This window comes from Pseudomonas sp. YQ_6, from assembly GCF_043103245.1.
Taxonomy (GTDB): domain Bacteria; phylum Pseudomonadota; class Gammaproteobacteria; order Pseudomonadales; family Pseudomonadaceae; genus Aquipseudomonas; species Aquipseudomonas alloputida.
In genome coordinates this window covers 163,222-182,276 of sequence record NZ_JBICJR010000068.1, presented here as the reverse complement: position 1 = coordinate 182,276, position 19,055 = coordinate 163,222, and the positions used below count along the sequence as shown (strand labels likewise).

The 19,055-nt window shown below is 61.5% G+C and carries 20 protein-coding genes and 2 pseudogenes; 10 read left to right on the top strand and 12 right to left on the bottom strand.

Going from position 1 to position 19,055, the window contains the following annotated elements; translation table 11 throughout:
* Positions 1–2: 2 nt before the first annotated feature.
* The 7 genes and pseudogenes from ACF8FG_RS23925 to ACF8FG_RS23895 all read right to left on the bottom strand — a co-directional run bounded on the left by ACF8FG_RS23925 (position 3) and on the right by ACF8FG_RS23895 (position 6,045).
* Positions 3–956 carry a class I SAM-dependent methyltransferase gene (locus ACF8FG_RS23925; protein WP_318079807.1) on the bottom strand — a complete coding sequence of 318 codons (954 nt, stop codon included), beginning with the start codon at positions 954–956 and terminating at the stop codon, positions 3–5.
* On the bottom strand, positions 956–2,287 hold the full coding sequence (locus tag ACF8FG_RS23920) for an iron-containing redox enzyme family protein (protein ID WP_070383925.1): 1,332 nt from the start codon (positions 2,285–2,287) through the stop codon (positions 956–958). The genes ACF8FG_RS23925 and ACF8FG_RS23920 overlap by 1 nt, the downstream gene beginning before the upstream one ends.
* Before the next feature lie 19 nt (positions 2,288–2,306).
* Complete coding sequence (locus ACF8FG_RS23915) at positions 2,307–2,504, bottom strand: hypothetical protein (protein ID WP_014756700.1); 198 nt, start codon at positions 2,502–2,504, stop codon at positions 2,307–2,309.
* Positions 2,505–2,562: 58 nt separating this feature from the next.
* Positions 2,563–2,688: pseudogene (locus ACF8FG_RS23910) on the bottom strand (general stress protein); the annotation flags it as partial.
* Positions 2,689–2,892: 204 nt separating this feature from the next.
* A complete protein-coding gene (locus ACF8FG_RS23905; RefSeq protein ID WP_014590967.1) occupies positions 2,893–4,176 on the bottom strand; it encodes an NTP/NDP exchange transporter in 1,284 nt (427 codons plus the stop codon).
* 4 nt (positions 4,177–4,180) lie between these two features.
* Positions 4,181–5,092, bottom strand: a complete 912-nt coding sequence (locus ACF8FG_RS23900) for an aldo/keto reductase (RefSeq protein ID WP_318079808.1) — start codon at positions 5,090–5,092, stop codon at positions 4,181–4,183.
* Between the two features lie 89 nt (positions 5,093–5,181).
* Positions 5,182–6,045 (bottom strand): Dyp-type peroxidase, encoded by an 864-nt coding sequence (locus ACF8FG_RS23895; protein WP_019438603.1) that lies wholly within the window; start codon positions 6,043–6,045, stop codon positions 5,182–5,184.
* A 184-nt stretch (positions 6,046–6,229) separates the two neighbouring features.
* Here ACF8FG_RS23895 and ACF8FG_RS23890 point away from each other — a divergent pair, with 184 nt between their 5' ends.
* Positions 6,230–7,123, top strand: coding sequence for a bile acid:sodium symporter family protein (locus ACF8FG_RS23890; protein ID WP_014590970.1), 894 nt, complete (start codon positions 6,230–6,232; stop codon positions 7,121–7,123).
* A gap of 43 nt (positions 7,124–7,166) precedes the next feature.
* Here ACF8FG_RS23890 and ACF8FG_RS23885 read toward each other — a convergent pair whose 3' ends face one another.
* Complete coding sequence (locus ACF8FG_RS23885) at positions 7,167–7,634, bottom strand: sterol desaturase family protein (protein WP_004576241.1); 468 nt, start codon at positions 7,632–7,634, stop codon at positions 7,167–7,169.
* Positions 7,635–8,031: 397 nt separating this feature from the next.
* On the opposite strand from ACF8FG_RS23885, the gene ACF8FG_RS23880 reads away from it, so the two are divergent.
* Both ACF8FG_RS23880 and ACF8FG_RS23875 read left to right on the top strand, forming a co-directional pair.
* On the top strand, positions 8,032–8,745 hold the full coding sequence (locus tag ACF8FG_RS23880; protein ID WP_014590971.1) for an MgtC/SapB family protein: 714 nt from the start codon (positions 8,032–8,034) through the stop codon (positions 8,743–8,745).
* Positions 8,746–8,762: 17 nt separating this feature from the next.
* A complete protein-coding gene (locus ACF8FG_RS23875) occupies positions 8,763–9,272 on the top strand; it encodes a GNAT family N-acetyltransferase (protein ID WP_014590972.1) in 510 nt (169 codons plus the stop codon).
* A gap of 43 nt (positions 9,273–9,315) precedes the next feature.
* On the opposite strand, the gene ACF8FG_RS23870 is transcribed toward ACF8FG_RS23875, so the two are convergent.
* On the bottom strand, positions 9,316–10,884 hold the full coding sequence (locus ACF8FG_RS23870) for a sensor domain-containing diguanylate cyclase (RefSeq protein ID WP_014590973.1): 1,569 nt from the start codon (positions 10,882–10,884) through the stop codon (positions 9,316–9,318).
* A gap of 152 nt (positions 10,885–11,036) precedes the next feature.
* Between ACF8FG_RS23870 and ACF8FG_RS23865 the strand changes: the two genes are divergently transcribed.
* Both ACF8FG_RS23865 and ACF8FG_RS23860 read left to right on the top strand, forming a co-directional pair.
* Positions 11,037–11,537, top strand: a complete 501-nt coding sequence (locus tag ACF8FG_RS23865) for a DUF4142 domain-containing protein (RefSeq protein ID WP_014590974.1) — start codon at positions 11,037–11,039, stop codon at positions 11,535–11,537.
* 8 nt (positions 11,538–11,545) lie between these two features.
* Positions 11,546–11,797 carry a hypothetical protein gene (locus tag ACF8FG_RS23860; RefSeq protein ID WP_014590975.1) on the top strand — a complete coding sequence of 84 codons (252 nt, stop codon included), beginning with the start codon at positions 11,546–11,548 and terminating at the stop codon, positions 11,795–11,797.
* Positions 11,798–11,888: 91 nt separating this feature from the next.
* On the opposite strand, the gene ACF8FG_RS23855 is transcribed toward ACF8FG_RS23860, so the two are convergent.
* On the bottom strand, positions 11,889–12,053 hold the full coding sequence (locus tag ACF8FG_RS23855; RefSeq protein ID WP_010954124.1) for a DUF6021 family protein: 165 nt from the start codon (positions 12,051–12,053) through the stop codon (positions 11,889–11,891).
* Positions 12,054–12,108: 55 nt separating this feature from the next.
* Complete coding sequence (locus ACF8FG_RS23850; protein WP_392519264.1) at positions 12,109–13,095, bottom strand: DNA-binding protein; 987 nt, start codon at positions 13,093–13,095, stop codon at positions 12,109–12,111.
* 231 nt (positions 13,096–13,326) lie between these two features.
* Here ACF8FG_RS23850 and ACF8FG_RS23845 point away from each other — a divergent pair.
* A pseudogene (locus ACF8FG_RS23845) lies at positions 13,327–13,464 on the top strand (phosphoribosyltransferase); the annotation flags it as partial.
* A 292-nt stretch (positions 13,465–13,756) separates the two neighbouring features.
* Here the strand turns inward: ACF8FG_RS23845 and ACF8FG_RS23840 are convergent.
* A complete protein-coding gene (locus tag ACF8FG_RS23840) occupies positions 13,757–14,563 on the bottom strand; it encodes a hypothetical protein (RefSeq protein WP_076403856.1) in 807 nt (268 codons plus the stop codon).
* A gap of 656 nt (positions 14,564–15,219) precedes the next feature.
* Here ACF8FG_RS23840 and ACF8FG_RS23835 point away from each other — a divergent pair.
* The 4 genes from ACF8FG_RS23835 (at position 15,220) to ACF8FG_RS23820 (ending at position 19,037) form a co-directional block, all read left to right on the top strand.
* The gene (locus tag ACF8FG_RS23835) at positions 15,220–16,245 is read left to right on the top strand and encodes an ABC transporter substrate-binding protein (RefSeq protein WP_318081703.1); all 1,026 of its coding nucleotides are present in this window, start codon (positions 15,220–15,222) and stop codon (positions 16,243–16,245) included.
* A gap of 38 nt (positions 16,246–16,283) precedes the next feature.
* Entirely contained in the window at positions 16,284–17,309 is a 1,026-nt protein-coding gene (locus tag ACF8FG_RS23830; RefSeq protein WP_019438612.1) for an aromatic ring-hydroxylating dioxygenase subunit alpha, read from the top strand.
* A 65-nt stretch (positions 17,310–17,374) separates the two neighbouring features.
* Positions 17,375–18,223, top strand: coding sequence for an ABC transporter ATP-binding protein (locus ACF8FG_RS23825; RefSeq protein WP_014590981.1), 849 nt, complete (start codon positions 17,375–17,377; stop codon positions 18,221–18,223).
* 85 nt (positions 18,224–18,308) lie between these two features.
* Positions 18,309–19,037 (top strand): ABC transporter permease, encoded by a 729-nt coding sequence (locus ACF8FG_RS23820; RefSeq protein ID WP_014590982.1) that lies wholly within the window; start codon positions 18,309–18,311, stop codon positions 19,035–19,037.
* The last annotated feature ends 18 nt before the right edge of the window (positions 19,038–19,055 follow it).

The following is a 19,055-nucleotide window of genomic DNA, read 5'->3' as shown; positions in this document are numbered from 1 at the left end:
CCTCAGCGGCTGCGGGTAACGGTGAGCGCCACGGCGGCGATGCGCTCGACCTGTTCGTAGCCTGGCTCAGCCAGTTGCTCGCCAAATACGTCGGGGTCGATTTCCCGATACACCCAAGCCCAATCCGGACCGGCCAGGCGCAGGCGGATGGCTTCGAGCAGGGCGTCGCGGCCTTCGACAATGGCCACGCCGGTGTACAGCAGCAATGTACCGTGGCGGCTCAGCCGTTCGCGAGCCTGCTCCACGATACGCAGTGACAGGTCGGCGCCTAGCACGCCGCCACCGTGAAGGTAGATGCGGGCGTTGGGGTCAAGCATGTAGGGCGGGTTGGCAACGATCAGGTCGAACGTACCGCTGATACCGTCCAGCAAGTCGCTGGGCTCGACCGACAGGTTACTCACACCCGCCAAGGCTGCATTGATTGCCGTATAGCGCAGCGCCAGGGGGTTGATGTCAACGGCGCTGACCTGCGCGTGCTGGGCGGCGCGGGCAATCAGCAAGGCGCCCACGCCGCTACCACAACCGATATCCACTGCATGCTCGACCCGCTCGGGGCAGTGCTGGAGGTGATCGCGAATGACCTGGGCAAAGCGGTAACTGTCCGGGCCGAAGAACACGGCATCGCTGGCGTCGGTTGGATACGCCGAATGCAGCAACAGTAATTCATCCAGGCTGGACCAGCGTACCGTGCTGATCAGCCGTTCACCCTGGGCACCCAACGCCTGCGCACGTTCGAGCAACAGTAACTGATCTGCCGACAGCAAACCTGGCTCGAAAGGTCGGCTCCAACCGAATATATCGCGCAGGGTGCTGGCCTGCCCGCAGCCCTCGCGGGCATTGACGCGCGCGTGGGTGGCAGGTGTCACGCAGGTAAAGCGGTATCCATCGGCGCGCAGGCGCTGTCCCAGTTGTAACAACGCCTGGTCTGCCTCGATTTGCCTGTGAGTAAGCATCATCAACGCGGTTCCTCCTGGCGCAGCCCGGTTGCGCGCATGTAGGCGCGCGTGGCACACAAGCCGTCCGGCGTGGCGTGGCGGTTGCCGGCCATCCTCTGGATCAAGGCCTTGGGGGCCACATTCAAGGCGTCATTGGGTATATCTTCAGGCTCCTCAGGCAGCCCCCAACTGCCAGGGGATACGCGGCGGATGGACGGCTGCCAATCGTCGGCGATCCAGTCATGCCATAGCTGTTTTTCATAGGCGTTGAAAACTCCGAACATCGCCGCCGTCGGCCCGTCGATCAGCGTCCACCAGCGGCTGTTTGCTGGCGGCTGCCCTCTGCGGATCCAACCCTGAGCCTGCAATGCGGCCACGAATGCGGGCATGGCGCCGGGTTCGGCCAGCCATTGATTGATCGTGCGCTGCTGCAGGCGGCAATGGTCGGCATGCATCAACTGGCCATAGACCCGCTTGCGCTCAAGGGCTGCAAACAGTTCGCCCTGCAGGTCGAACTGGCGGATGAGGTCTGGCGTGGCGATACCTCGGTCATTCAGGCGGTAGCCTATGCGCGCTTTGGCGTAGAACGCCTGTGGATCATGCGCGGGGCTTAGCTGGTTCAGCGCCTGAATTGCCAGGCGGGCGTGGCCGCTGGCGGCATTGTCGATGGTCACGTGCAGCTGAAAATATTGCCCGTCGATGCCCAGTTCGGCCAGCTCGTACGTGGTGATCAGCAGATGCAGCGGTGGCTGCTCATAACCGAGGTTGTAGCCAACCACCTCTGGCAGGTAAGTGTCGCAGTGCTGCCCCAGGGCAAGTTGCAGGGCCCCTTGCAGATATCGCGTGTCATCCAGGGGCATGGCCTCTACGCAACCCAGGCGACCAAGCAGGCGCTGATAGATCAGCACATGGTTGCAGCGTGGATCACCGTTGCCGAGCTCTTCCAGATACGTGCGAATCAGCCCGTGATAACGTGGATCGCGCCAGTGATGCAGGGTGCCCTGTAGCCAGGCGCCATCCACGGCCTTGGTCGGCGCAACCTGTTGCAGGAACCACAATGCGTGGGCGCGGTTGGAAAAGTAACGCCGGGGCATGCCTTGACGGCGTTGTGCCCGGTAATCGGTGTAGGCCTTGGCGACCTCGGCGGTATGCTTCTTGCTCCAGGCCGGCAACTCGGACGGTGTGTCGGGCAAGTCGTCCGGCATGCTCGCGGCACCCGCCAGTTGTTCCTCCAGCCATGAGCCGCTGCCAGCATCCTGGCCTGCGAGCATTGCTTGGTAGCGTTGTCGCAGGCTGGTCGATTCGGTGACCATTGGCGCAGCACTTGCGGTATTGCGGTTCATCACCGTCATGCCGTGCTCCTTGTCTTCTTTACTGGCTCGGCTTTTGGCCAGGCATCGGCTCGGGGTCGGGCGCAGGCTGCGGTGCAGGCTTGGAATCAGGTTGCTGCATCTGCAGCGAAGGCTTGCTGGGGTCGGAATCTTTGCCGGGGTGGTCATTGTCGCGGTCGAAACAGCCGCCGACCAAGCTCAGCGCGGCCATCAGGATGATCAGTGGAGTCAGTCGCATGGAGTACCCCCTTTGAAAATTGCAGTGCCAGGTCGCCCCGGCACTGCGCCTTGGTCAGTTACGAACGGCCGCCCTTGTGGCCCGACTCACGGTCGTGGGGCATGTTGCCGCCCGAGGACTGGCCGCCCTTGCGACCGGCTTCGGAAGCTTTTTCACGGTCATTGGCGAAATTGCCCGGGTTCTTGTTACCGCCTTGGCTGCCTTGTTGATTGCCGGTGCGGCTGTTGTCTTTAGTGGCCATGGTGTTCAAACCTCATATGACTTCGGAATGCACGGCAAGATGCCGTACACAGATTCGGAGTTCGGCGATATCGGCAGATTCGCTTTATTACGAGAGGTTCGGACCGGTGGCGTTAAATAAACGGCATCGCCGTATTTGGTGCGCTTGTCAGTGGTGCGGCGGGCTATCCATGCGCGCCTGGCGCCGGCCCAGCCAGCCACCCGTCGCGGCCCAACCCACGGCAAGCAGCGCGCCGATCAACATCGCCAATTGCGGGTGCTCGCCCATGACGTCCAACCCACGCTTGACCCAGCCGCTCAGCGCATCGCCGCCACGGTATACCACCGTGTCGATGAAGTTCTTGGCTTTGTACTTGTCCTCGGCGGGCAGCACGGTGAACAGCATCTCCCGCCCTGGCCGTACCAGTGCGTATTCACCTGCCCGGCGCACCACCATCACCACCACGAACAGGGCAAACACCGGGGCCAGTGCCAGCCACAAGAAGCCGGCAGCCATTACCAGCGGCACTGCAACCAGCAACACACCGACACCCAGCCGACGGGCCAGGCGCCCGGTAAGAAAGACCTGGGTGAGGATGGCCAGGGCCTGCACAACCGTGTCGATCAGGCCGAACACCTGTGTCTGTCGGGTGCGGTCCGTGAAGGTTTCGCTGACAATACGCGCCTGCTCGAAGTACAGGAATGTGCTGACGCTGGCCAGCAGTACCACAAACAAAGCGATGCCCAGCAGATAGGGCGAGCGCAGGACTGCGGTGGCGCCGGTAAAGGGGTTGCCACCCAATCGCCGCGAGTCCTGATGTTCGGTTTGTATCGCAACGGGTTGGCCTGCTCGCCAGCGTTGCAGGAACAGTGTCGCGCCGATACTGCCCAGCAGAAATACCGCCGCCAGCACCAGCAACCCGGCATGGCCGAGCGGCGCCACCAGCAACGTGCCAAGCACAGGGCCACTGAGCCCGCCCAGGCTGGCCCCGGCTGCCAGCAGACCGAACAGCCGCTTGCCTTGGGCGGTGGAAAACAGATCAGCGAGCACGCTCCAGGCCAGCGAGATCGTCAGCAAATTGAACACCGACAGCCAGATGTAGAAGGCCCGGGCGGTCCAGAGATCGTCAGGGTTACCGGCCAACAGTGCCGCGAACAGCAACAGGTTGCTGGTGAAAAAACCATAAGTCCAAGGCAGGATATGCCTGCGCTGCACCCTGGATGCCAGCCAGCCAAACAGCGGCAGGCACGCCAACGTGGCAATGAAGGTGCCGGTGAATAGCCACTGCAGGTTTTCCACGCCACCGGCAACGCCCATGGTTTCGCGCACCGGGCGTAGCATGAAGTAACCGGTGAACAGCAGGTAGAACAGCAGCAAGCCGGCGATGACCGCCGGCCCCTCTCCAGGCTGGATGTTCAGCCCTTGGCCCAGGCGCCGCCGCCAGGTTTGCATGATGTCAGGCAAACTGCGTGATCAGCGCCTGTTGCTGCGCCGGGGTGAGCATTGGCTCATGCCCGGCCTTGAGCTGATCGATCTGGCGGTCAGGCCGACTGGTAGCGGGTATGACCGTCGTCACTGCCGGGTGGCTGATGGCGAACTTGAGAAACAGCTGTGCCCAGCTGCCGATGCCTGCTTCGGCTGCCCAGCCCGGCAAGGTCTGGCCCTTGACCCGGGCGAACAGCCGGCCATCGTCGAAGGCCCGATTGATCAACACCGCAACGCCCTTGTCCTGGCACAGCGGCAGCAGTTCCCGGGCGGCGTCAGGGGCGTTGACCGAGTAGTTGATCTGGATGAAGTCCAGCGGCTCGTTGCGCACGATACGGGCGACGTCGTCGTGGCCACTGTTCAGGTAATGGGTGATGCCGACATAACGTGTCCCGCCCTGCTGCTTCAGCTCGCGGGCATAAGGCAGCTGGGTCTGCCAGTCACGCAGGTTGTGAATCTGCAGCAAGTCGACCTTGTCGGTACGTAGGCTCTTGAGGCTGCCGGCCCACTGCGCTTGGGCTTCAGCCCGGCTATTGGCGGCGATCTTGGTGGCAAGGAAGCACTGGCGGTGCCAGCCGCCCTCTTCCAGCAACTGGCCGAGAATGCTGTCGGCGCCCCCGTAGTTGGGCGAGGTGTCGATCACCCGGCCGCCGCCTTCGAAAAATGCCTTAAGCACCGTTTTGAGCTGAAGGTATTGGGGCGAACCGCTTTCTACTTCGAAACTGCCCGAAGTACCGGCACCGATCACCGGCAACGCTTCACCGGTGGACGGGACTTTACGGGCCAGCAAACCCGCCGGCACGGCAGCGTGCAGCCAAGGGCTGGCGGCGGCCAGCAATCCCAATGTTGCACCTGCGCGTAGGACTTCACGACGTGCGTACATGGAAAATCTCCCGTCATGAATCGGAAATTTTCAAGCCTAGCCGCTCTGTCCCTCGCCTGCGGGTGTTTCTGTATCTGGATGTTTAGAGATCAGGCCCGCAGCAAGGGGCTCAGATCGACACCCGTCTCGCTCATTGGCGGGCACCAGTAGTAGCCCCCCGTCAGCGGGCGGCTAAAGCGGTAAAGTCCGTCGATGATGCCGTCTTCCAGGCCACTCATGCGCCGCAGCTGCATTTCGAATGCCTCGAAACTCTTGCCCAGGGCGACAAAGGCCAGGCCGGCACCGCGTTGGTCGGCCCAGGCTACCGAGCGACGGACCATGAACGCCTCGGGTTCAAAGCTTTCCTGGGCGGTGCGCTTGACGTGCGCGGACTCGGGGGCGTCGTCGAGTTCTTCGTTATCGCTCAAGCGACGGCCGATGATGTTGTCCTGGTCTGCCTGGGGCAGCGACTTGAAGTAATCCAGGTCGTGCTTCCACAGCTGGAACGCGGCAAAGCTGGAGCCATCTGCGGCAATGGCCGCTTGCACCGCTTCTTCGTCTACCGGGTTTTCGGTACCGTCTTCATAACCGGTAAGGTCATGACCGCCCCGGTGCAGGAAGCCATCAACGCTGTCGGCCAGGCCCAGCGCGGGTGCCAGCGCCTGCTCCAGGGCCTGGGCGCGCAGCAGCAGGTCGCCACGTTCGTCGCCACGCAGCCACAGCCACAGGGCGTGTTGGGTGCTGGGGTTCTCCACCGCGGCATCCAGCAGCGGGAACGGGCGCAGCCCTGGTATTTCCCGGCCCAGGGCCTTCGCCAGGGGGGCGCCTACGCCCAGCAGCAACTGTTTGCCATCGACCTGCGGCAGCAAGGCATCCAGCGCGGCAGGCAACGCCTCGGGCGACTGCAGGGTGAAGAACAGGTGACGGGCGTGGGCCGGCACCGGGGTGGCAAGCAGACCTTGCTGGAACGGCATATCAGGCTAATCCTAAGGTAAAAACGGAATGCTACTTCGCCTGCATGCCTGCTGCAATGCGGCATGCAGCCTCGCCAGCCGCTGCACGTAGTAACAAACGGTTACCAAGAGCTGGCCCTTTGCAATTAGCTATCAATCAAGGCCGACCTACACTGCTTCAGATCCTTCGCCCGAGATACCCCTCATGACCGCCTCGCCCCTGCTCACTGCGTTTCTGCCGCTTGCCCTGGGCATCATCATGCTTGGCCTTGGGTTGTCGCTGACCCTGGCCGACTTCGCTCGCGTGGTGAAGTATCCAAAGCCCGTGGTGGTGGGCCTGGTGTGCCAGATCCTGCTGTTGCCGCTGGTGTGCTTCCTGATCGCCAACGGCTTTGGCCTGGAATCTGCCCTGGCAGTGGGGTTGATGCTGCTGGCTGCTTCGCCGGGCGGTACCACGGCCAACCTGTTCAGCCATCTGGCCCACGGTGACGTGGCGTTGAACATCACCCTGACGGCGGTCAACTCACTGATCGCGATCCTGACCATGCCGTTGCTGGTGAACCTGTCACTGAGCTGGTTCATGGCCTCGGACCAGGCTATTCCACTGCAGTTCGCCAAGGTCATGCAAGTGTTCGCCATCGTCTTGTTGCCGGTGGCGCTGGGCATGCTGATTCGCCATTTCGCCCCGGCGTTCGCTGCGCGCATGGAAAAACCGATGAAGCTGGTGGCTGCGCTGTTCCTGGCCTTCACCATCGTCCTGGCACTGGCCAAGGACTGGCAGACAGTGGTCGAGTACGCACCGGTGGTGGGCCTGGCGGCGCTGCTGTTCAACCTGCTGAGCCTGACGGTGGGCTATTGGGTGCCGCGGCTGTTGAACATTCCCAAGCGCCAGGCGATTGCCATTGGTATGGAAATTGGCATCCATAATGGGACCTTGGCAATTGCCCTGGCGTTGAGCCCTTCGCTGCTGAACAACGCGACCATGGCGGTGCCGGCTGCGTTGTACAGCTTGATCATGTTCTTTACCGCGGCCGGGTTTGGCTGGTGGGTGAGCCGCGGCCATGTGGCGGCAGAGCCCAAGCGTGAAACCGTGAACTGACGTCACCCAATGCCCCGAAGGTGCCGTGCGTGCCAGGGATGCGTCACGATTGGCTGCGCCTGCTGCGCAGTTGCTGCTTCAACACCTTCAGCGGCGGCGCATAGAAGAACCCGAACGACACGCTCCCCGTGCGCCCCTTCACCGCATGGTGCAGGCGGTGCGCGCGGTGCAGGCGTTTCAGGTAGCGGTTGACTGGCCGCGGCTTGCGCGGCCAATGCCGGTGAAAGAAACCGTCGTGGGCCAGTACATACAGTGCCCCATACCCTGCCACACCACCGCCCACCCACTGCAAAGGCGCATAACCGCTTTTGCCCAGCGCCACCAACGCCGTGGCGATCAGCCCCAAGGCCACCAGGTACAGGTCGTTGGTTTCGAGCATGCCCAGGTGTGGCTCATGGTGCGATCGGTGCAGCCACCAGCCCCAGCCATGCATGATGTACTTGTGAGCCAGCGTACCGACGCCCTCCATGGCCACCAGGGTGCCGAACAATACGGCGAGATTGAACAGCATGGAACGGTCCGGGTGATGGCAAAGGGAGGCGCAAGGTTACCGGCTGCCCAGGTTTTTTTCCATGTGGGCGTGACCGGCTGCAGGCCGTTCCCGGATGAAGCCATTGTCATGTGTTTGCCCTTGACCTGCTCTGCCCTGCGGCGTATGGTCCGCGACGCAATTTTGCCTTCCTCAACAGGAGACCTGCCTTGGACAGTAGCCCCAGTCGCTTGCGACAGGCCCGCGTGGCGCGCTAGCCCGGCAGTGTTCTGCACTGTCTGGCCGCGCTGGCAAGACGGTGGTTTCCTTTAACCCCGCTTCTCCTTCCCTCCTCGTGGTCCTGCGCAATTTTCTGGTTATTTCAACCGCGCCAACTGATGGCGTTCATGCGGGCGTGTGCCTGCGGAAGAGGTTTGCTATGGATTGGAAAGTATTTCTGCTGCGCGTCAGCATTGCCCTGGTGCTGGGGGCGCTGATCGGTGCCGAGCGGCAATTGCGCCAACGCCTGACCGGGCTGCGCACCAATGCGCTGGTCAGTACCGGTGCCTGCCTGTTCGTATTGATGACCCAGGCGGTGCCAGGCATGGCGCCTGCCGATGCGTCGCGCGTCGCAGCCTATGTGGTGTCGGGCATCGGCTTTCTCGGCGGTGGTGTCATCATGCGCGATGGTTTCAATGTACGTGGCCTGAACACCGCGGCCACCTTGTGGTGCACGGCTGCGGTCGGCGTGCTGTGCAGCCTCGGGCTGATGATGGAGGCGGCGCTGGGTAGCCTGGTGGTGCTCTGCGCCAACATCTTGTTGCGTGACATCGCCCAGCGCCTCGACCGTCAGGACGTGGTGCCGGCCAACGAGGTGGAACAGCACTTCGAAGTCCGTATCGTCTGCCGCGGCGAGGATGAGATCCAGGTGCGTAGCCTGATGTTGCATAGCCTGGGCGATCCACAACTGCGCCTGCAGTCGTTGCAGAGCCAGGACCTGGAAAATCCTGCGCGCCTGGAAGTGCGCGCCGAGCTGTTGGGCACCGCGCAGGCGCCGGCGCAACTGGAGCGCCTGGTCAGCAGGGTCAGCCTGGAGAAAGGTGTAAGCTCGGTGCGCTGGCAATTACAGCCGCAGACGTTGGCGACGGACTAGAACGACAGGAGTGATTCATGCTTATCCGCCCTACCCTTGAACGAGACATTCAATGGCTGCCGGACGTCGAGCGTTCGGCAGCCCAGGCTTTTGCCGGTTGGCCGGTACTGGCCTGGCTGGCGCAAGGCGAAGTCATGGATTGCGCGGCGCACAGGGCTTTTGTCGAGGCAGGTGGTAGTTGGGTGGCTGAGGACCCGGCTGGGCACATTGTGGGTTTTGCGTGTGCCCGGCTTGCGGATCAGGCATTGCACCTTCATGAGATATCGGTGCGCCAAGAGGCCCAAGGGCAAGGTGTCGGGCGACGGTTGTTGCAGCAAGTGGTCGATGCAGGGCGCTGCGCCGGTGTGCGCGACCTGACGCTGACCACCTTTGTGAATGTGCCCTGGAATGCGCCGTTTTATGCACGTTTCGGGTTTGAGGTGCTGCATGAAAGCCTGCTTGACGAACGGCTCCGGGACATCCTGGCCAGCGAGCATGCTCATGGTCTCAGCGGGCGTTGTGCCATGCGTCTGCGCGTGGGGCTTTAGCCTTTCATCGCGACGCATGGCGCCCCCGCGATCTCCAGCCAGGTCAGGAATCCAGCCCCGCCGCCACTCTTTCCGTCACGCAATACCCGTCCCGTCCCTGCTGTTTGGCCTGGTACAACGCCCCATCCGCCGCCGCGACCAGCGCCTCGGCAGTCACCGCCTCCCGCGCCAGGTCGCCCACCGCGATCCCCGCACTGAACGACACCCGTCCCAACGGGCTTCCCGCATGTTCCAGCGCCTGCCGGCGCAACAGCTGCTGCAACTCCTGCACCAGCAGCTCCGCACCGCGGCCATCGGTATCGGGCAGCAACAGCGTAAATTCCTCGCCTCCATAGCGCACAGCCAGATCGGCCGGCCGTTTCAAGGCCTGCTGCAGCACTTCGGCAAAGCGTCGCAAGCACTGGTCGCCAGCCGGGTGACCGTAGCGGTCGTTGTAGGCCTTGAAGTAATCCAGGTCGAGCATCACCAGTGCCAGGGGGTAGCCTTGGCGGCGTGCACGGCGGAGCTCTGGTTCGAACACCCCATCCAGCCGCCGACGGTTACCCAGCCCTGTCAGGCTGTCGGTCAAGGCCAGCGCTTTCAGCGTCTGGTGAGCCTGGAGCAGCGCCCGCTCGATGACGATACGCTCGCGCAGTTGGCGCAGCACCACACCGCCAAACGCTGCCAGCCCTACCAACAACAGCAGCAATACCGCCACCGACTTGATCGCATCGTGCCGCCAGGGCGCGACAATGGATTCACGCGACAGGCCCGCCTCCACTACCAACGGGTAGCTGGACAACGCGCGATAGCCGTACAGCCGAGGTGTACCATCGACTACCGCCACCGCCTCGGCTACCCCTTCCGTGGTATACGGCAAGTGGTTGCGGAAGATCTCACTGTTGGCGAGGCTGCGGCCGACCACCTGTTCCACAAACGGGCGCCGTACCAGGATGGTGCCGTCGCGCTTGGCCAGCACCAGCGCGCCGCGCTCGTCGATCTTGAAGTCGCCGTAGTAACGCACGAACCACTCCACTTTGATGGTGCCGAGCAATACACCGGCGAAGCCGCCGTCGGCATACTCCAGGCGCCTGGAAATAGGAATGATCAGGTCGCCGGTGGAGCGGCTGCGCACCACCGATCCAATACGTACACCGTGGTCGGTGTGACTGCGGTGATAGGCAAAGTAGTCCCGGTCGGCGTTATTGGCGTTGGGCGGGATGGCCGCCTGATCAGTGACGATCCAGCTGCCGTCCGGGCCATAAACAAAAAGCCCGTGCAACTGCGGCATGATGCTTTTTTGCTGCGCCAGCAAGGCATGCAGGCGCGGCCGGTCGATATGGTCGAAACCATCGCCTTCCAGGCGCTCGGCCAAGGCAGCGGTAACGGTGTCGACCTGGCGGATAGCGTCCTCGGCGTGCTGCGCCGTGGCCCGGGCAAGGTTGCTGACCATGTTCTCGGCATTGCTATAGGCAAAACGGTAATCTCGCCAGATGCGCCAGCCTTCCACCAGCACAAATGCCAGCATTACCACCAGCATGAACGCCAGTACCAGGCGGAACAGCGCCACGGCGCGGCCCTCGCCACTTATCGCGAAAAATCCGTCATCATCCTGTTTCCTGGCTGCGCACATTGGAATCCCTGGCCATACCGCGTTCGCCACCTTTCACTATAGTTCAGCGCCGCACGGTCGAAACCGGCGGCGAAAAAGATTAAACCTTTGCCATGCCCACACCCTCAACCGTACGCGACACTGAGGTCGCGCCACGGTTTAAGGAGTGAAGCATGAATAGTCTCTTCATCAGACGCGTTGGTTTTTCCATGGTGCTGGGCCTGGCATCGGCGCACGCACTGGCGGCGAGTTCCGACGACTTCGTCGATGCGGCCACCGAGGCCGGCATTGCCGAAGTGGTCACTGGCAAGCTGGCCCAGGAGAAAAGCCAGCATGCAGAAATCAAGACATTCGCCCAGCAAATGGTCACTGATCACACCCAGGCCAACCAGAAACTCGGCGATATCGCGCGCAAACTGGACATTTCCGTACCGGATGAGGCAGCAATGACCGACAAGGTCAAGAAAATGATCCTGGAATGGCGCGATGAATCGTTCGACAAGTCGTACCTCAACAACCAGGTCGATGCTCACGAAAAAGCGGTGGAGCTGTTCAAGAAGGAGGCTGCATCGTCCGACAAGGCCGAGCTGAAGGCCTTTGCCAGCGAAACGTTGCCCAAACTCGAACAGCACCTGGAGCATGCCAAGGCACTTCAGTCCAAGCACGGCAAGTGAGGTCGCACATGAGTAACGATGCGTTGAAGACCGAAGTACTTACCCGTCTGCTGCATGCGCACCCCGAAGGGCTAGGCAAGGAAGTGCTGGACAACTACCGCGGCGAAAAGGCGGTGGCCGGCATGCTCAAGACGCTGCAAGAAGCCGGTCTGATTCACGACGGTAGCGTGGCGGTGAGCAGTGATCATCAGATCAGCGTGCACTACCCGATCAAGCTGTCGGCGGCGGGCGTAGACGCCGCCAGGCGCGCTGAAGGCTGACAGTCGCCTGTGGTGACCGTCGCCGGCAAGTCGGTTCCCAAGGGATCGCACATGGCTTGCCGGCGACGAGACCAGTAATCAAGGCAGTGGTTTACTCCTTTTTCTCAATGTCTCTAGGCGGTTTGGCCGGCCCCTGTGGGTCGACTTGAGGGTCTTCGGCATCCGGGGAGTCGGGGTCGAAACCAAGGTCTGCCTTTTTATCGGCCTGCTCGGCCGAGTGAGGCCCCTCTTTGTGTGGTGGTTGAGATCCAGGCATGGCGTTGTCTCCGGTGAGTGTCTAAGGAAGAAACCACCCGCCAGGAAAAGTTTGATTAATCTGCAACCGAGGCCAATTGCGCCCGACACTGCGCCAGCGCCTCGTCGCGTGCCTTCAACTGTTCCTCAAGCCACTGCAATTGCCGCGCCTGCTCGGCGCACACGTCGCGCCTGGCTTCAAGGCTCTGGGCTTGCACATCCAGCTGCCGGCGAATCTCTTCGCTGGCGCCTTGTGCCTGGGCCAGGATCGTGCGCAGGCCCTGGATCTGCGCATCGCGTTGTTCCAGCAACTCATCCTGCGCCCGGCATTCACTGGCCGCCTGACGATGCTCTCCCAGCAACCGCTCATTGTCACGGTGCAAGCGGGTAAGTTCGTCCTGCTTGACGATCATGCCCTGCTGCATCTGACGTAATTCCACCTGCATCTGCTGCAACTGCGCTTCGTGGCGGCGCTGTTCCTGCTCACGCTGTTCGCGGCTGGCATTGCGGTAGTGCTCCAAGGCGTCGCGGGCATGGCGGTGCTTGTCCTCCAGCGACTTGACCTGCTCGTCCTTGTCGGCCAGGCGCACCTGCAACTCACCCAGCGACTGGTTGAGGCTGGCACTGCGCAGCTGTTCGGCCTGCAGCGTGCTTTGCGTGGACAGCAGTTTTTCGGTCTCTGCGGCCAATGCCGCTGCATCGATCTTGTGTTGCTGATGCGCTGCGGCCAGTGCCTGCCGGGCGATTTCCAGCTGCGCCTCAAGCTGCTCGCGCTGTTGCGTGAATGTGCTCTCGGCCTGCTCGATCTTCAGGTCGGCCTCGTCCTGCAACTGCGTTGCCAGTTGCCCGACCAGGCGGCTCAGCACATCGCTCAGCGCGACCCCGCCTTCGGAAGCCACCGGCTGCTGGCCGTTCAGTTCCTTCAGGTAGCGGTGAATCGTGGTTTTGGAACCGGTATTTCCCAATTCGATACGGATGGCATCGATGCTGGGGTTCTCACCCCGGGCGATCAGTGCCTGACGCGCCTGTTGCACTACCACCTTGTTGATGCCGCCACGGGCCATGCTTGCTCCTACGATTTTGTACTGTGTTATGTAACATGTAATTACGTACCAATTATGGCGATAGAAAAACCCTCCTGCAAACATTTCCTCAGGTGAAATAATCACGGCTTATCGCATGTGATGCGCAAAACGGGCTTGTTTTCGATTCGATCACTTGGCTTTTATCAAGCCCACCTCAAGGTGCCCGGGTAGGCTCCCGAACAGAGTGATATCCAATAAACGAAAAACACCATGAATCGCCCCGCTCCTTCGAGGGTTCGCCTGTATGACGAAGACGATCTGGACAGTGTGCTGCGCTCGATGGCCCGCCAGGCCATAGCCTGCTTGCCTACGTCCGAAGTCGCGCTGGTAGGCATTCAGCGGATGGGGGGCGTTGATTGCTTCAAGCCGTGACTGCAAGCCCCTCCTCGGGCAACAGGACGAACTGCGCGAGGCAACGCTGCTCATCTGCAGGGGGGCAGCACCCTCAGGCCGCTCACTTCCTGCATGGGCGTTTCGAACAGGGCTAGGCGGAACACCCATTGCGCTTCAGAAAGGCTGCGGCAATTCGCGTGCCGGGCAATCCCCAGTTGCTGGTCGGCTCTCGTCGATACAAACGCTTGATGAGTGAGGATCAACGGAGCCTGTACCAGATACTCAGTGGTACGTGTGAAACATCACATTAGAAATGCACCTTGATCAATGCACTCAACGCGTTCTGATCGGTCGGAAAACCGTGGCTGTCTTCGATGCCATATTTGTCGGACCAATAGTCCCACTCGATCCCGGCATAGAAACGTGCCGGCGCTTGCCCCATCGCCTTACCGACGTCGTACTTGATCTGGGGGTTGAAGTGGAAACTCTTGGCTACATAGTTCGAGGTACCCTTCGTGCCTACATCATTGACGTACCACTCCAGATAACCGTCGAACAAAATGTCTGAGCGCCCGAGCGGTATCGTCATCGCCCAGGTCGGGTTGATCTGCCACTGTCCAGACGCTTTACCGGTGATCCCATCGGGCTTGCGGTAGTAAGTGTTGAGTGAAAAACGATCAAACCCAGGTAGGTTCAGGTCAACAGCGGGCCCAAGCAGGTACTTTCGATTGCGCCCTTCTCCGCGCTCATAGGTGGCAGCGATCAACACATCCTTGACGATGCCATAGCTAAGACGGTGGCCGCTGATTTTGCCAAGCGACAGTCGCGGTGAAAACTCGCCGTAATAGGTGTAGCCATCGTTGCCGGACAAGCCGTTGGACCACTTGTTGTCGACGAACAAGAAGATGTCGCCCCATGTCCAGCCACTGGCGTGCTCGAAGGTGATGGTTTGCTGGATATCGTTGCCCGTGCCATCGACTTTATAACCGTGCCCGTAGAGGTAGCTTAGGCTGTTGTTGCTCCACATCAGCGGATTCGCCTGGGCACTACCAGTGGCCAGCGCGCAGAGTGGGACGACGCTGTGAAGCAGCCAGGAAAGAGCGTTCGGTTTCATGTGCATCCCTTGGGTCGTGATTGTTGGTTTTCGCCAGCAAGGGTATGCAGCAGCGGACGACCTCTCCTCTGGCCCCGGCTCATGCCGAGGCGCCACCCTTGCCGGGGGAGCGGCGCAAGGCCGCCAGAGCAATGTCCCATGCCATCTTTGGGCACTGACCGCTTCTACTCGAGTTAGCGCAAAGCAGGGCGCGTGCCAACTAATCGGATACACGTAATTTACTTATTGTGAGCAATCCTAAGCATCAATGAACACCATCCCCGCAGAACATTGCGCACTTTATTAGTGCTCAATCGATACGGTCTGCACCTTCTCAACTCACGCGTCAGTGCCGGCCCCCTCGGATGCGGGTCGCTACACCGCAAAGTCAGCGGCTTCATGAAATTGGCATGCTTCTGGCTTCTTGTACCTGCGAGTAGAAGCGGTCAGTGCCAGGCATGGCATGGGGCATTGCTCTTGCGTCCTTTGGGGCGTACATCCGAGCGGATGTTTGAACGAGGCTATGGCAGCCCCGGGCAAGAGAGCAATGTCAGTCGCCAGTTCAGGCCCTTTTGCTTCGCGACGCCATTCTCTTCCCACGTTCTCTCCGCCCGGCTCCTTCGCTGTCGCGCTATCAGGCGCACGGCGGTTTTTTGAATCGGGGTGAAGAACACATGATGAAAACGCGTTTTGCCTTGGCTCGCCCGTTACGCTCGCTGTTGGCAGCAGCGTTGCTCCCCACCACGCTGACGATCGCTCCGCTGGCGATCGCTGGCGACAAAGTCGTGTTGCTGACCTCTTGGTATGCTCAGGCCGAACAGGGCGGCTTCTACCAGGCACTGGCCGATGGGTTGTACGAAAAGGAAGGCCTGGATGTGTCCATCCGCATGGGGGGACCACAGGTCAATGGCATGCAACTGCTGGTCAGCAAGCAAGCTGATTTCATCGTCAACTATGACCTGCAGATTCTAAAAAGTGTCGAGCAAGGCTTGCCAGTGGTCGCAGTGGCTGCGCCCTTCCAGGGAGACCCGCAAGGGTTGATGACCCACGCGGACGTCAGCGGACTTGATGGGCTTGGCGGCAAGCCTGTGCTGGTGTCCACCTCGGGCCAGCAAACCTGGTGGTCTTGGCTGAAGGGTAAGTATCAATTGGCTGACAGCCAGGCGCGGCCTTACACCTTCAACCTGCAACCCTTTCTAGCCGACCCGCAAACCACACAACAGGCGTATGCCAGCTCGGAACTGTTCCAGGCGATAAAGGCAGGCGTCACCCCTAACTTTTTCCTCTTCGCAGATGCCGGTTATCCACCCTACGGATCCACCGTGGTCACCCGTCAAGACATCATCGCTCAGCACCCGGAGCGGGTAGCAGGTTTCGTGCGCGCGTCCATGGAGGGTTGGAAGCGCTATCTGGATGACCCCAGCGCCGGCAATGCACTGATCAAGCGCGACAACCCCAACATGACAGATGAACTGCTGGCCTGGGGCGTCTCGACCCTCAAGCAGTACCGCCTGGTCACCGGTGGAGAGGCTGCAACCCAGGGGATCGGCACCATGAATGACAGCCGCTGGCAAGCGACGCGCGACTTCATGGTCGAGGCGGGTCTGCTCGGTCCCGACGCACCGTGGCGCAACGCTTACACCACGCGCTTTGTGCAAGACCTGAAGGTACTCCCTGAGGCCGAGCAGGTCGGCAGCCGCTGAACACCATAACAAGCTCAACGCTGTGAGGAATCCTGATTATGTTGGTTACCAAACAACCGGTATTGCGCCGTTTCTGGTATGCCCTGCTCCCTATGACAGCCCTCGAAGACGGCCCCAAGCCATTCACCCTTCTGGGTGAAGCGCTGGTGTTGTGGAAGCGTCCCGATGGTACCCCGGTGGCAATGCAGGACCGCTGCTGCCACCGTACCGCCAAACTGTCCAAAGGCTTCGTCAGTGCTGAGGGCAATATCGCCTGCGGGTATCACGGCTGGGAATACGACTGCACCGGCACGTGCGTAAAGATCCCGCAGAACCCCACCGGCGCTATTCCTCCGGGTGCCGCGGTGAAGGCTTATCACTGCCAGGAAAAGTACGGCTATGCCTGGGTCAGCCTGGACGACCCGCTACAACCGATCCCTGAGTTCCCGGAAGACGGCACCCCCGGTTACCGACGCATCTTCCAGTTTTACGAAGAGTGGAAGACCAGCCCGCTGCGGGTCATGGAGAATTCCTTCGACAACTCGCATTTTTCCTTCGTGCACAAGGCCAATTTCGGCTTGTTCGACCAGCCGCAACCGGCCAGTTACGAATTTCGCGAAACCGATTATGGCTTCGAAGCCGAGACCCGCGTGCCGATCCGCAACCCCGAGGCAAGCTTCCGTATCACCGGTACGACCGAGCCGATCACCCAACGGCACCTGCTCAACCGCTATTACCTGCCCTTCTCTCGGCGCTTTGGCTGCATGTATCCGGACAGCGGCATCCATCACATCATCTACAACTGCGCCACGCCCATCGACGACAACCGACTGATGCTCGTGCAGTGGTTGTATCGCAACGACAGCGAAGACCAATGCTCAACCCAGGAACTGATCGACTGGGACGCGGCGATCACAGCCGAAGACCGCGACATCCTGGAAGCCACCGATCCTGACGCCTGTGTCGACACCCGCCGCAGGGTGGAACTGCACATGCCATCGGACAAGCCTGGGTTGGTTATTCGCCGGCAACTACTGGGTCTGCTTGAAGCCCATGGCGAGAGCGAAGTGTTCCTCAGCCACTGACACTTGCCCAACGCCCCGGTGCGCCGGGGCATTCACCACCGCTCATGACCCACGGGGAGAGCGCTATGTTGATGCAGACCCTATCCAAGGCCGACGTCCAGACGCAGGCCCTGCCGAACACCATCGGTGTGGACACTCCTTTGTTCGCCAATCAGGTGGAAAAAACCTACAGCAATGGCACCCATGCCTTGAGCCGCGTGAAACTGGCGATCGAACGCGGCGAGTTCGTCTCGCTCTTGGGTCCGTCGGGGTGTGGCAAAAGCACCCTGCTGAAAATGTTCGCCGGGCTCGAGCAGCCCTCTGCCGGCCATGTGCGCTGGTGGGGCAAGGATGCCCCGGGTACGGACCACCACGCAGGCACACCGGGGCGCAGTTTGGCCATGGTGTTCCAGGAAGCCACCCTGATGCCATGGGCCAAGGTGCACGACAACGTGCGATTGCCCCTGGACTTGGCCGGCGCCCCCAAGGCCCAGAGCCAGCACAAGGTGCAAGCCGCCCTGGAACTGGTGGGGCTGGGCAAGTTCGGCGACGTTTACCCGCGGGAGCTCTCCGGCGGTATGCAGATGCGCGCCTCCATTGCCCGGGCATTAGCCACCGAACCCAATCTGCTGCTGATGGACGAACCCTTCGGCGCCCTGGACGAGTTCACCCGCAACAAGCTCGATAGCGACCTGCGCCAGCTCTGGCTCCAGCGCGACCTGACGGTGGTATTCGTGACCCACAGCATCTTCGAGGCGGTGTACCTGTCTTCGCGGGTGATCGTGATGGGCGCGCGTCCCGGTCGAGTGATCGCCGATGTAATCATCGACGGCCCACTGGAACGCGACGAGACATACCGCACTTCACCGGCGTTCATCGAGCAATGCGCGCACCTGTCACGACTCTTGGCCCAGGCCAATGGCGACCCTTCCTGAGAGCATCATCATGAGCCGACCCTCTACTCCCTGGCTAAGCCACCCTTCTGTACTACGCATCGTTTCACCGCTACTGGTTGGCGCCTTGCTGCTCGGCGTCTGGCAACTGGCATGCATCGCCTGGAAAGTCCCGGTGTACCTGGTACCGTCACCAGCCGATATCGGCCGCACCCTGGCCGCCGATGGCCCGATGCTGCTGGGGGCACTGTGGATGACCCTGAAGATCACCTTCCTGTCATTCGCCCTCGCCGTTGTCATCGGCACGCTGGCGGCGTTCGTGTTCGTGCAGAGCCGCGTCGTGGAGGCCAGTCTGTTTCCCTACGCGATTCTGCTGCAGGTCACGCCGGTGGTGGCCATCGCACCGCTGATCATCATCTGGTGCAGCGACACGACCTTGGCGTTGGTGATCTGCGCCACGCTGGTGGCGATCTTCCCGATCATCGCCAACACCGTCCTGGGCCTGCGCAGCGTCAACCCGGGCCTGCTCAACCTGTTCCGCCTGAACCGCGCCAGCCGCTGGCAAGTGCTGTTGCGCTTGCGCATTCCCAGCGCCTTACCGTGCTTTTTCGCTGGCCTGCGCATCGCCAGCGGCTTGGCATTGATCGGCGCGGTGGTGGCCGAGTTCGTCGCCGGTACGGGTGGCACGGGCGCGGGCTTGGCGTATCAGATCCTGCAAGCGGGATTCCAGCTCAACATTCCCCGCCTATTCGCCGCCCTGGTGTTGATCGCCCTGACCGGCGTGGCGCTGTTCAGCCTGATGGCTTTGCTGGCGCGCTTGAGCCTGCGTCACTGGCACGAAAGCGAACTGGGCTGACTTCCATGCGAAACGCCG

What these genes read in the sequence shown, in the direction of transcription:
- ACF8FG_RS23925 (WP_318079807.1), bottom strand. Translation starts at nt 956, where the DNA reads ATGATGCTTACTCACAGGCAAATCGAGGCAGACCAGGCGTTGTTACAA.
- ACF8FG_RS23920 (WP_070383925.1), bottom strand. Translation starts at nt 2,287, where the DNA reads ATGACGGTGATGAACCGCAATACCGCAAGTGCTGCGCCAATGGTCACC.
- ACF8FG_RS23915 (WP_014756700.1), bottom strand. Translation starts at nt 2,504, where the DNA reads ATGCGACTGACTCCACTGATCATCCTGATGGCCGCGCTGAGCTTGGTC.
- ACF8FG_RS23905 (WP_014590967.1), bottom strand. Translation starts at nt 4,176, where the DNA reads ATGCAAACCTGGCGGCGGCGCCTGGGCCAAGGGCTGAACATCCAGCCT.
- ACF8FG_RS23900 (WP_318079808.1), bottom strand. Translation starts at nt 5,092, where the DNA reads ATGTACGCACGTCGTGAAGTCCTACGCGCAGGTGCAACATTGGGATTG.
- ACF8FG_RS23895 (WP_019438603.1), bottom strand. Translation starts at nt 6,045, where the DNA reads ATGCCGTTCCAGCAAGGTCTGCTTGCCACCCCGGTGCCGGCCCACGCC.
- ACF8FG_RS23890 (WP_014590970.1), top strand. Translation starts at nt 6,230, where the DNA reads ATGACCGCCTCGCCCCTGCTCACTGCGTTTCTGCCGCTTGCCCTGGGC.
- ACF8FG_RS23885 (WP_004576241.1), bottom strand. Translation starts at nt 7,634, where the DNA reads ATGCTGTTCAATCTCGCCGTATTGTTCGGCACCCTGGTGGCCATGGAG.
- ACF8FG_RS23880 (WP_014590971.1), top strand. Translation starts at nt 8,032, where the DNA reads ATGGATTGGAAAGTATTTCTGCTGCGCGTCAGCATTGCCCTGGTGCTG.
- ACF8FG_RS23875 (WP_014590972.1), top strand. Translation starts at nt 8,763, where the DNA reads ATGCTTATCCGCCCTACCCTTGAACGAGACATTCAATGGCTGCCGGAC.
- ACF8FG_RS23870 (WP_014590973.1), bottom strand. Translation starts at nt 10,884, where the DNA reads ATGTGCGCAGCCAGGAAACAGGATGATGACGGATTTTTCGCGATAAGT.
- ACF8FG_RS23865 (WP_014590974.1), top strand. Translation starts at nt 11,037, where the DNA reads ATGAATAGTCTCTTCATCAGACGCGTTGGTTTTTCCATGGTGCTGGGC.
- ACF8FG_RS23860 (WP_014590975.1), top strand. Translation starts at nt 11,546, where the DNA reads ATGAGTAACGATGCGTTGAAGACCGAAGTACTTACCCGTCTGCTGCAT.
- ACF8FG_RS23855 (WP_010954124.1), bottom strand. Translation starts at nt 12,053, where the DNA reads ATGCCTGGATCTCAACCACCACACAAAGAGGGGCCTCACTCGGCCGAG.
- ACF8FG_RS23850 (WP_392519264.1), bottom strand. Translation starts at nt 13,095, where the DNA reads ATGGCCCGTGGCGGCATCAACAAGGTGGTAGTGCAACAGGCGCGTCAG.
- ACF8FG_RS23840 (WP_076403856.1), bottom strand. Translation starts at nt 14,563, where the DNA reads ATGAAACCGAACGCTCTTTCCTGGCTGCTTCACAGCGTCGTCCCACTC.
- ACF8FG_RS23835 (WP_318081703.1), top strand. Translation starts at nt 15,220, where the DNA reads ATGAAAACGCGTTTTGCCTTGGCTCGCCCGTTACGCTCGCTGTTGGCA.
- ACF8FG_RS23830 (WP_019438612.1), top strand. Translation starts at nt 16,284, where the DNA reads ATGTTGGTTACCAAACAACCGGTATTGCGCCGTTTCTGGTATGCCCTG.
- ACF8FG_RS23825 (WP_014590981.1), top strand. Translation starts at nt 17,375, where the DNA reads ATGTTGATGCAGACCCTATCCAAGGCCGACGTCCAGACGCAGGCCCTG.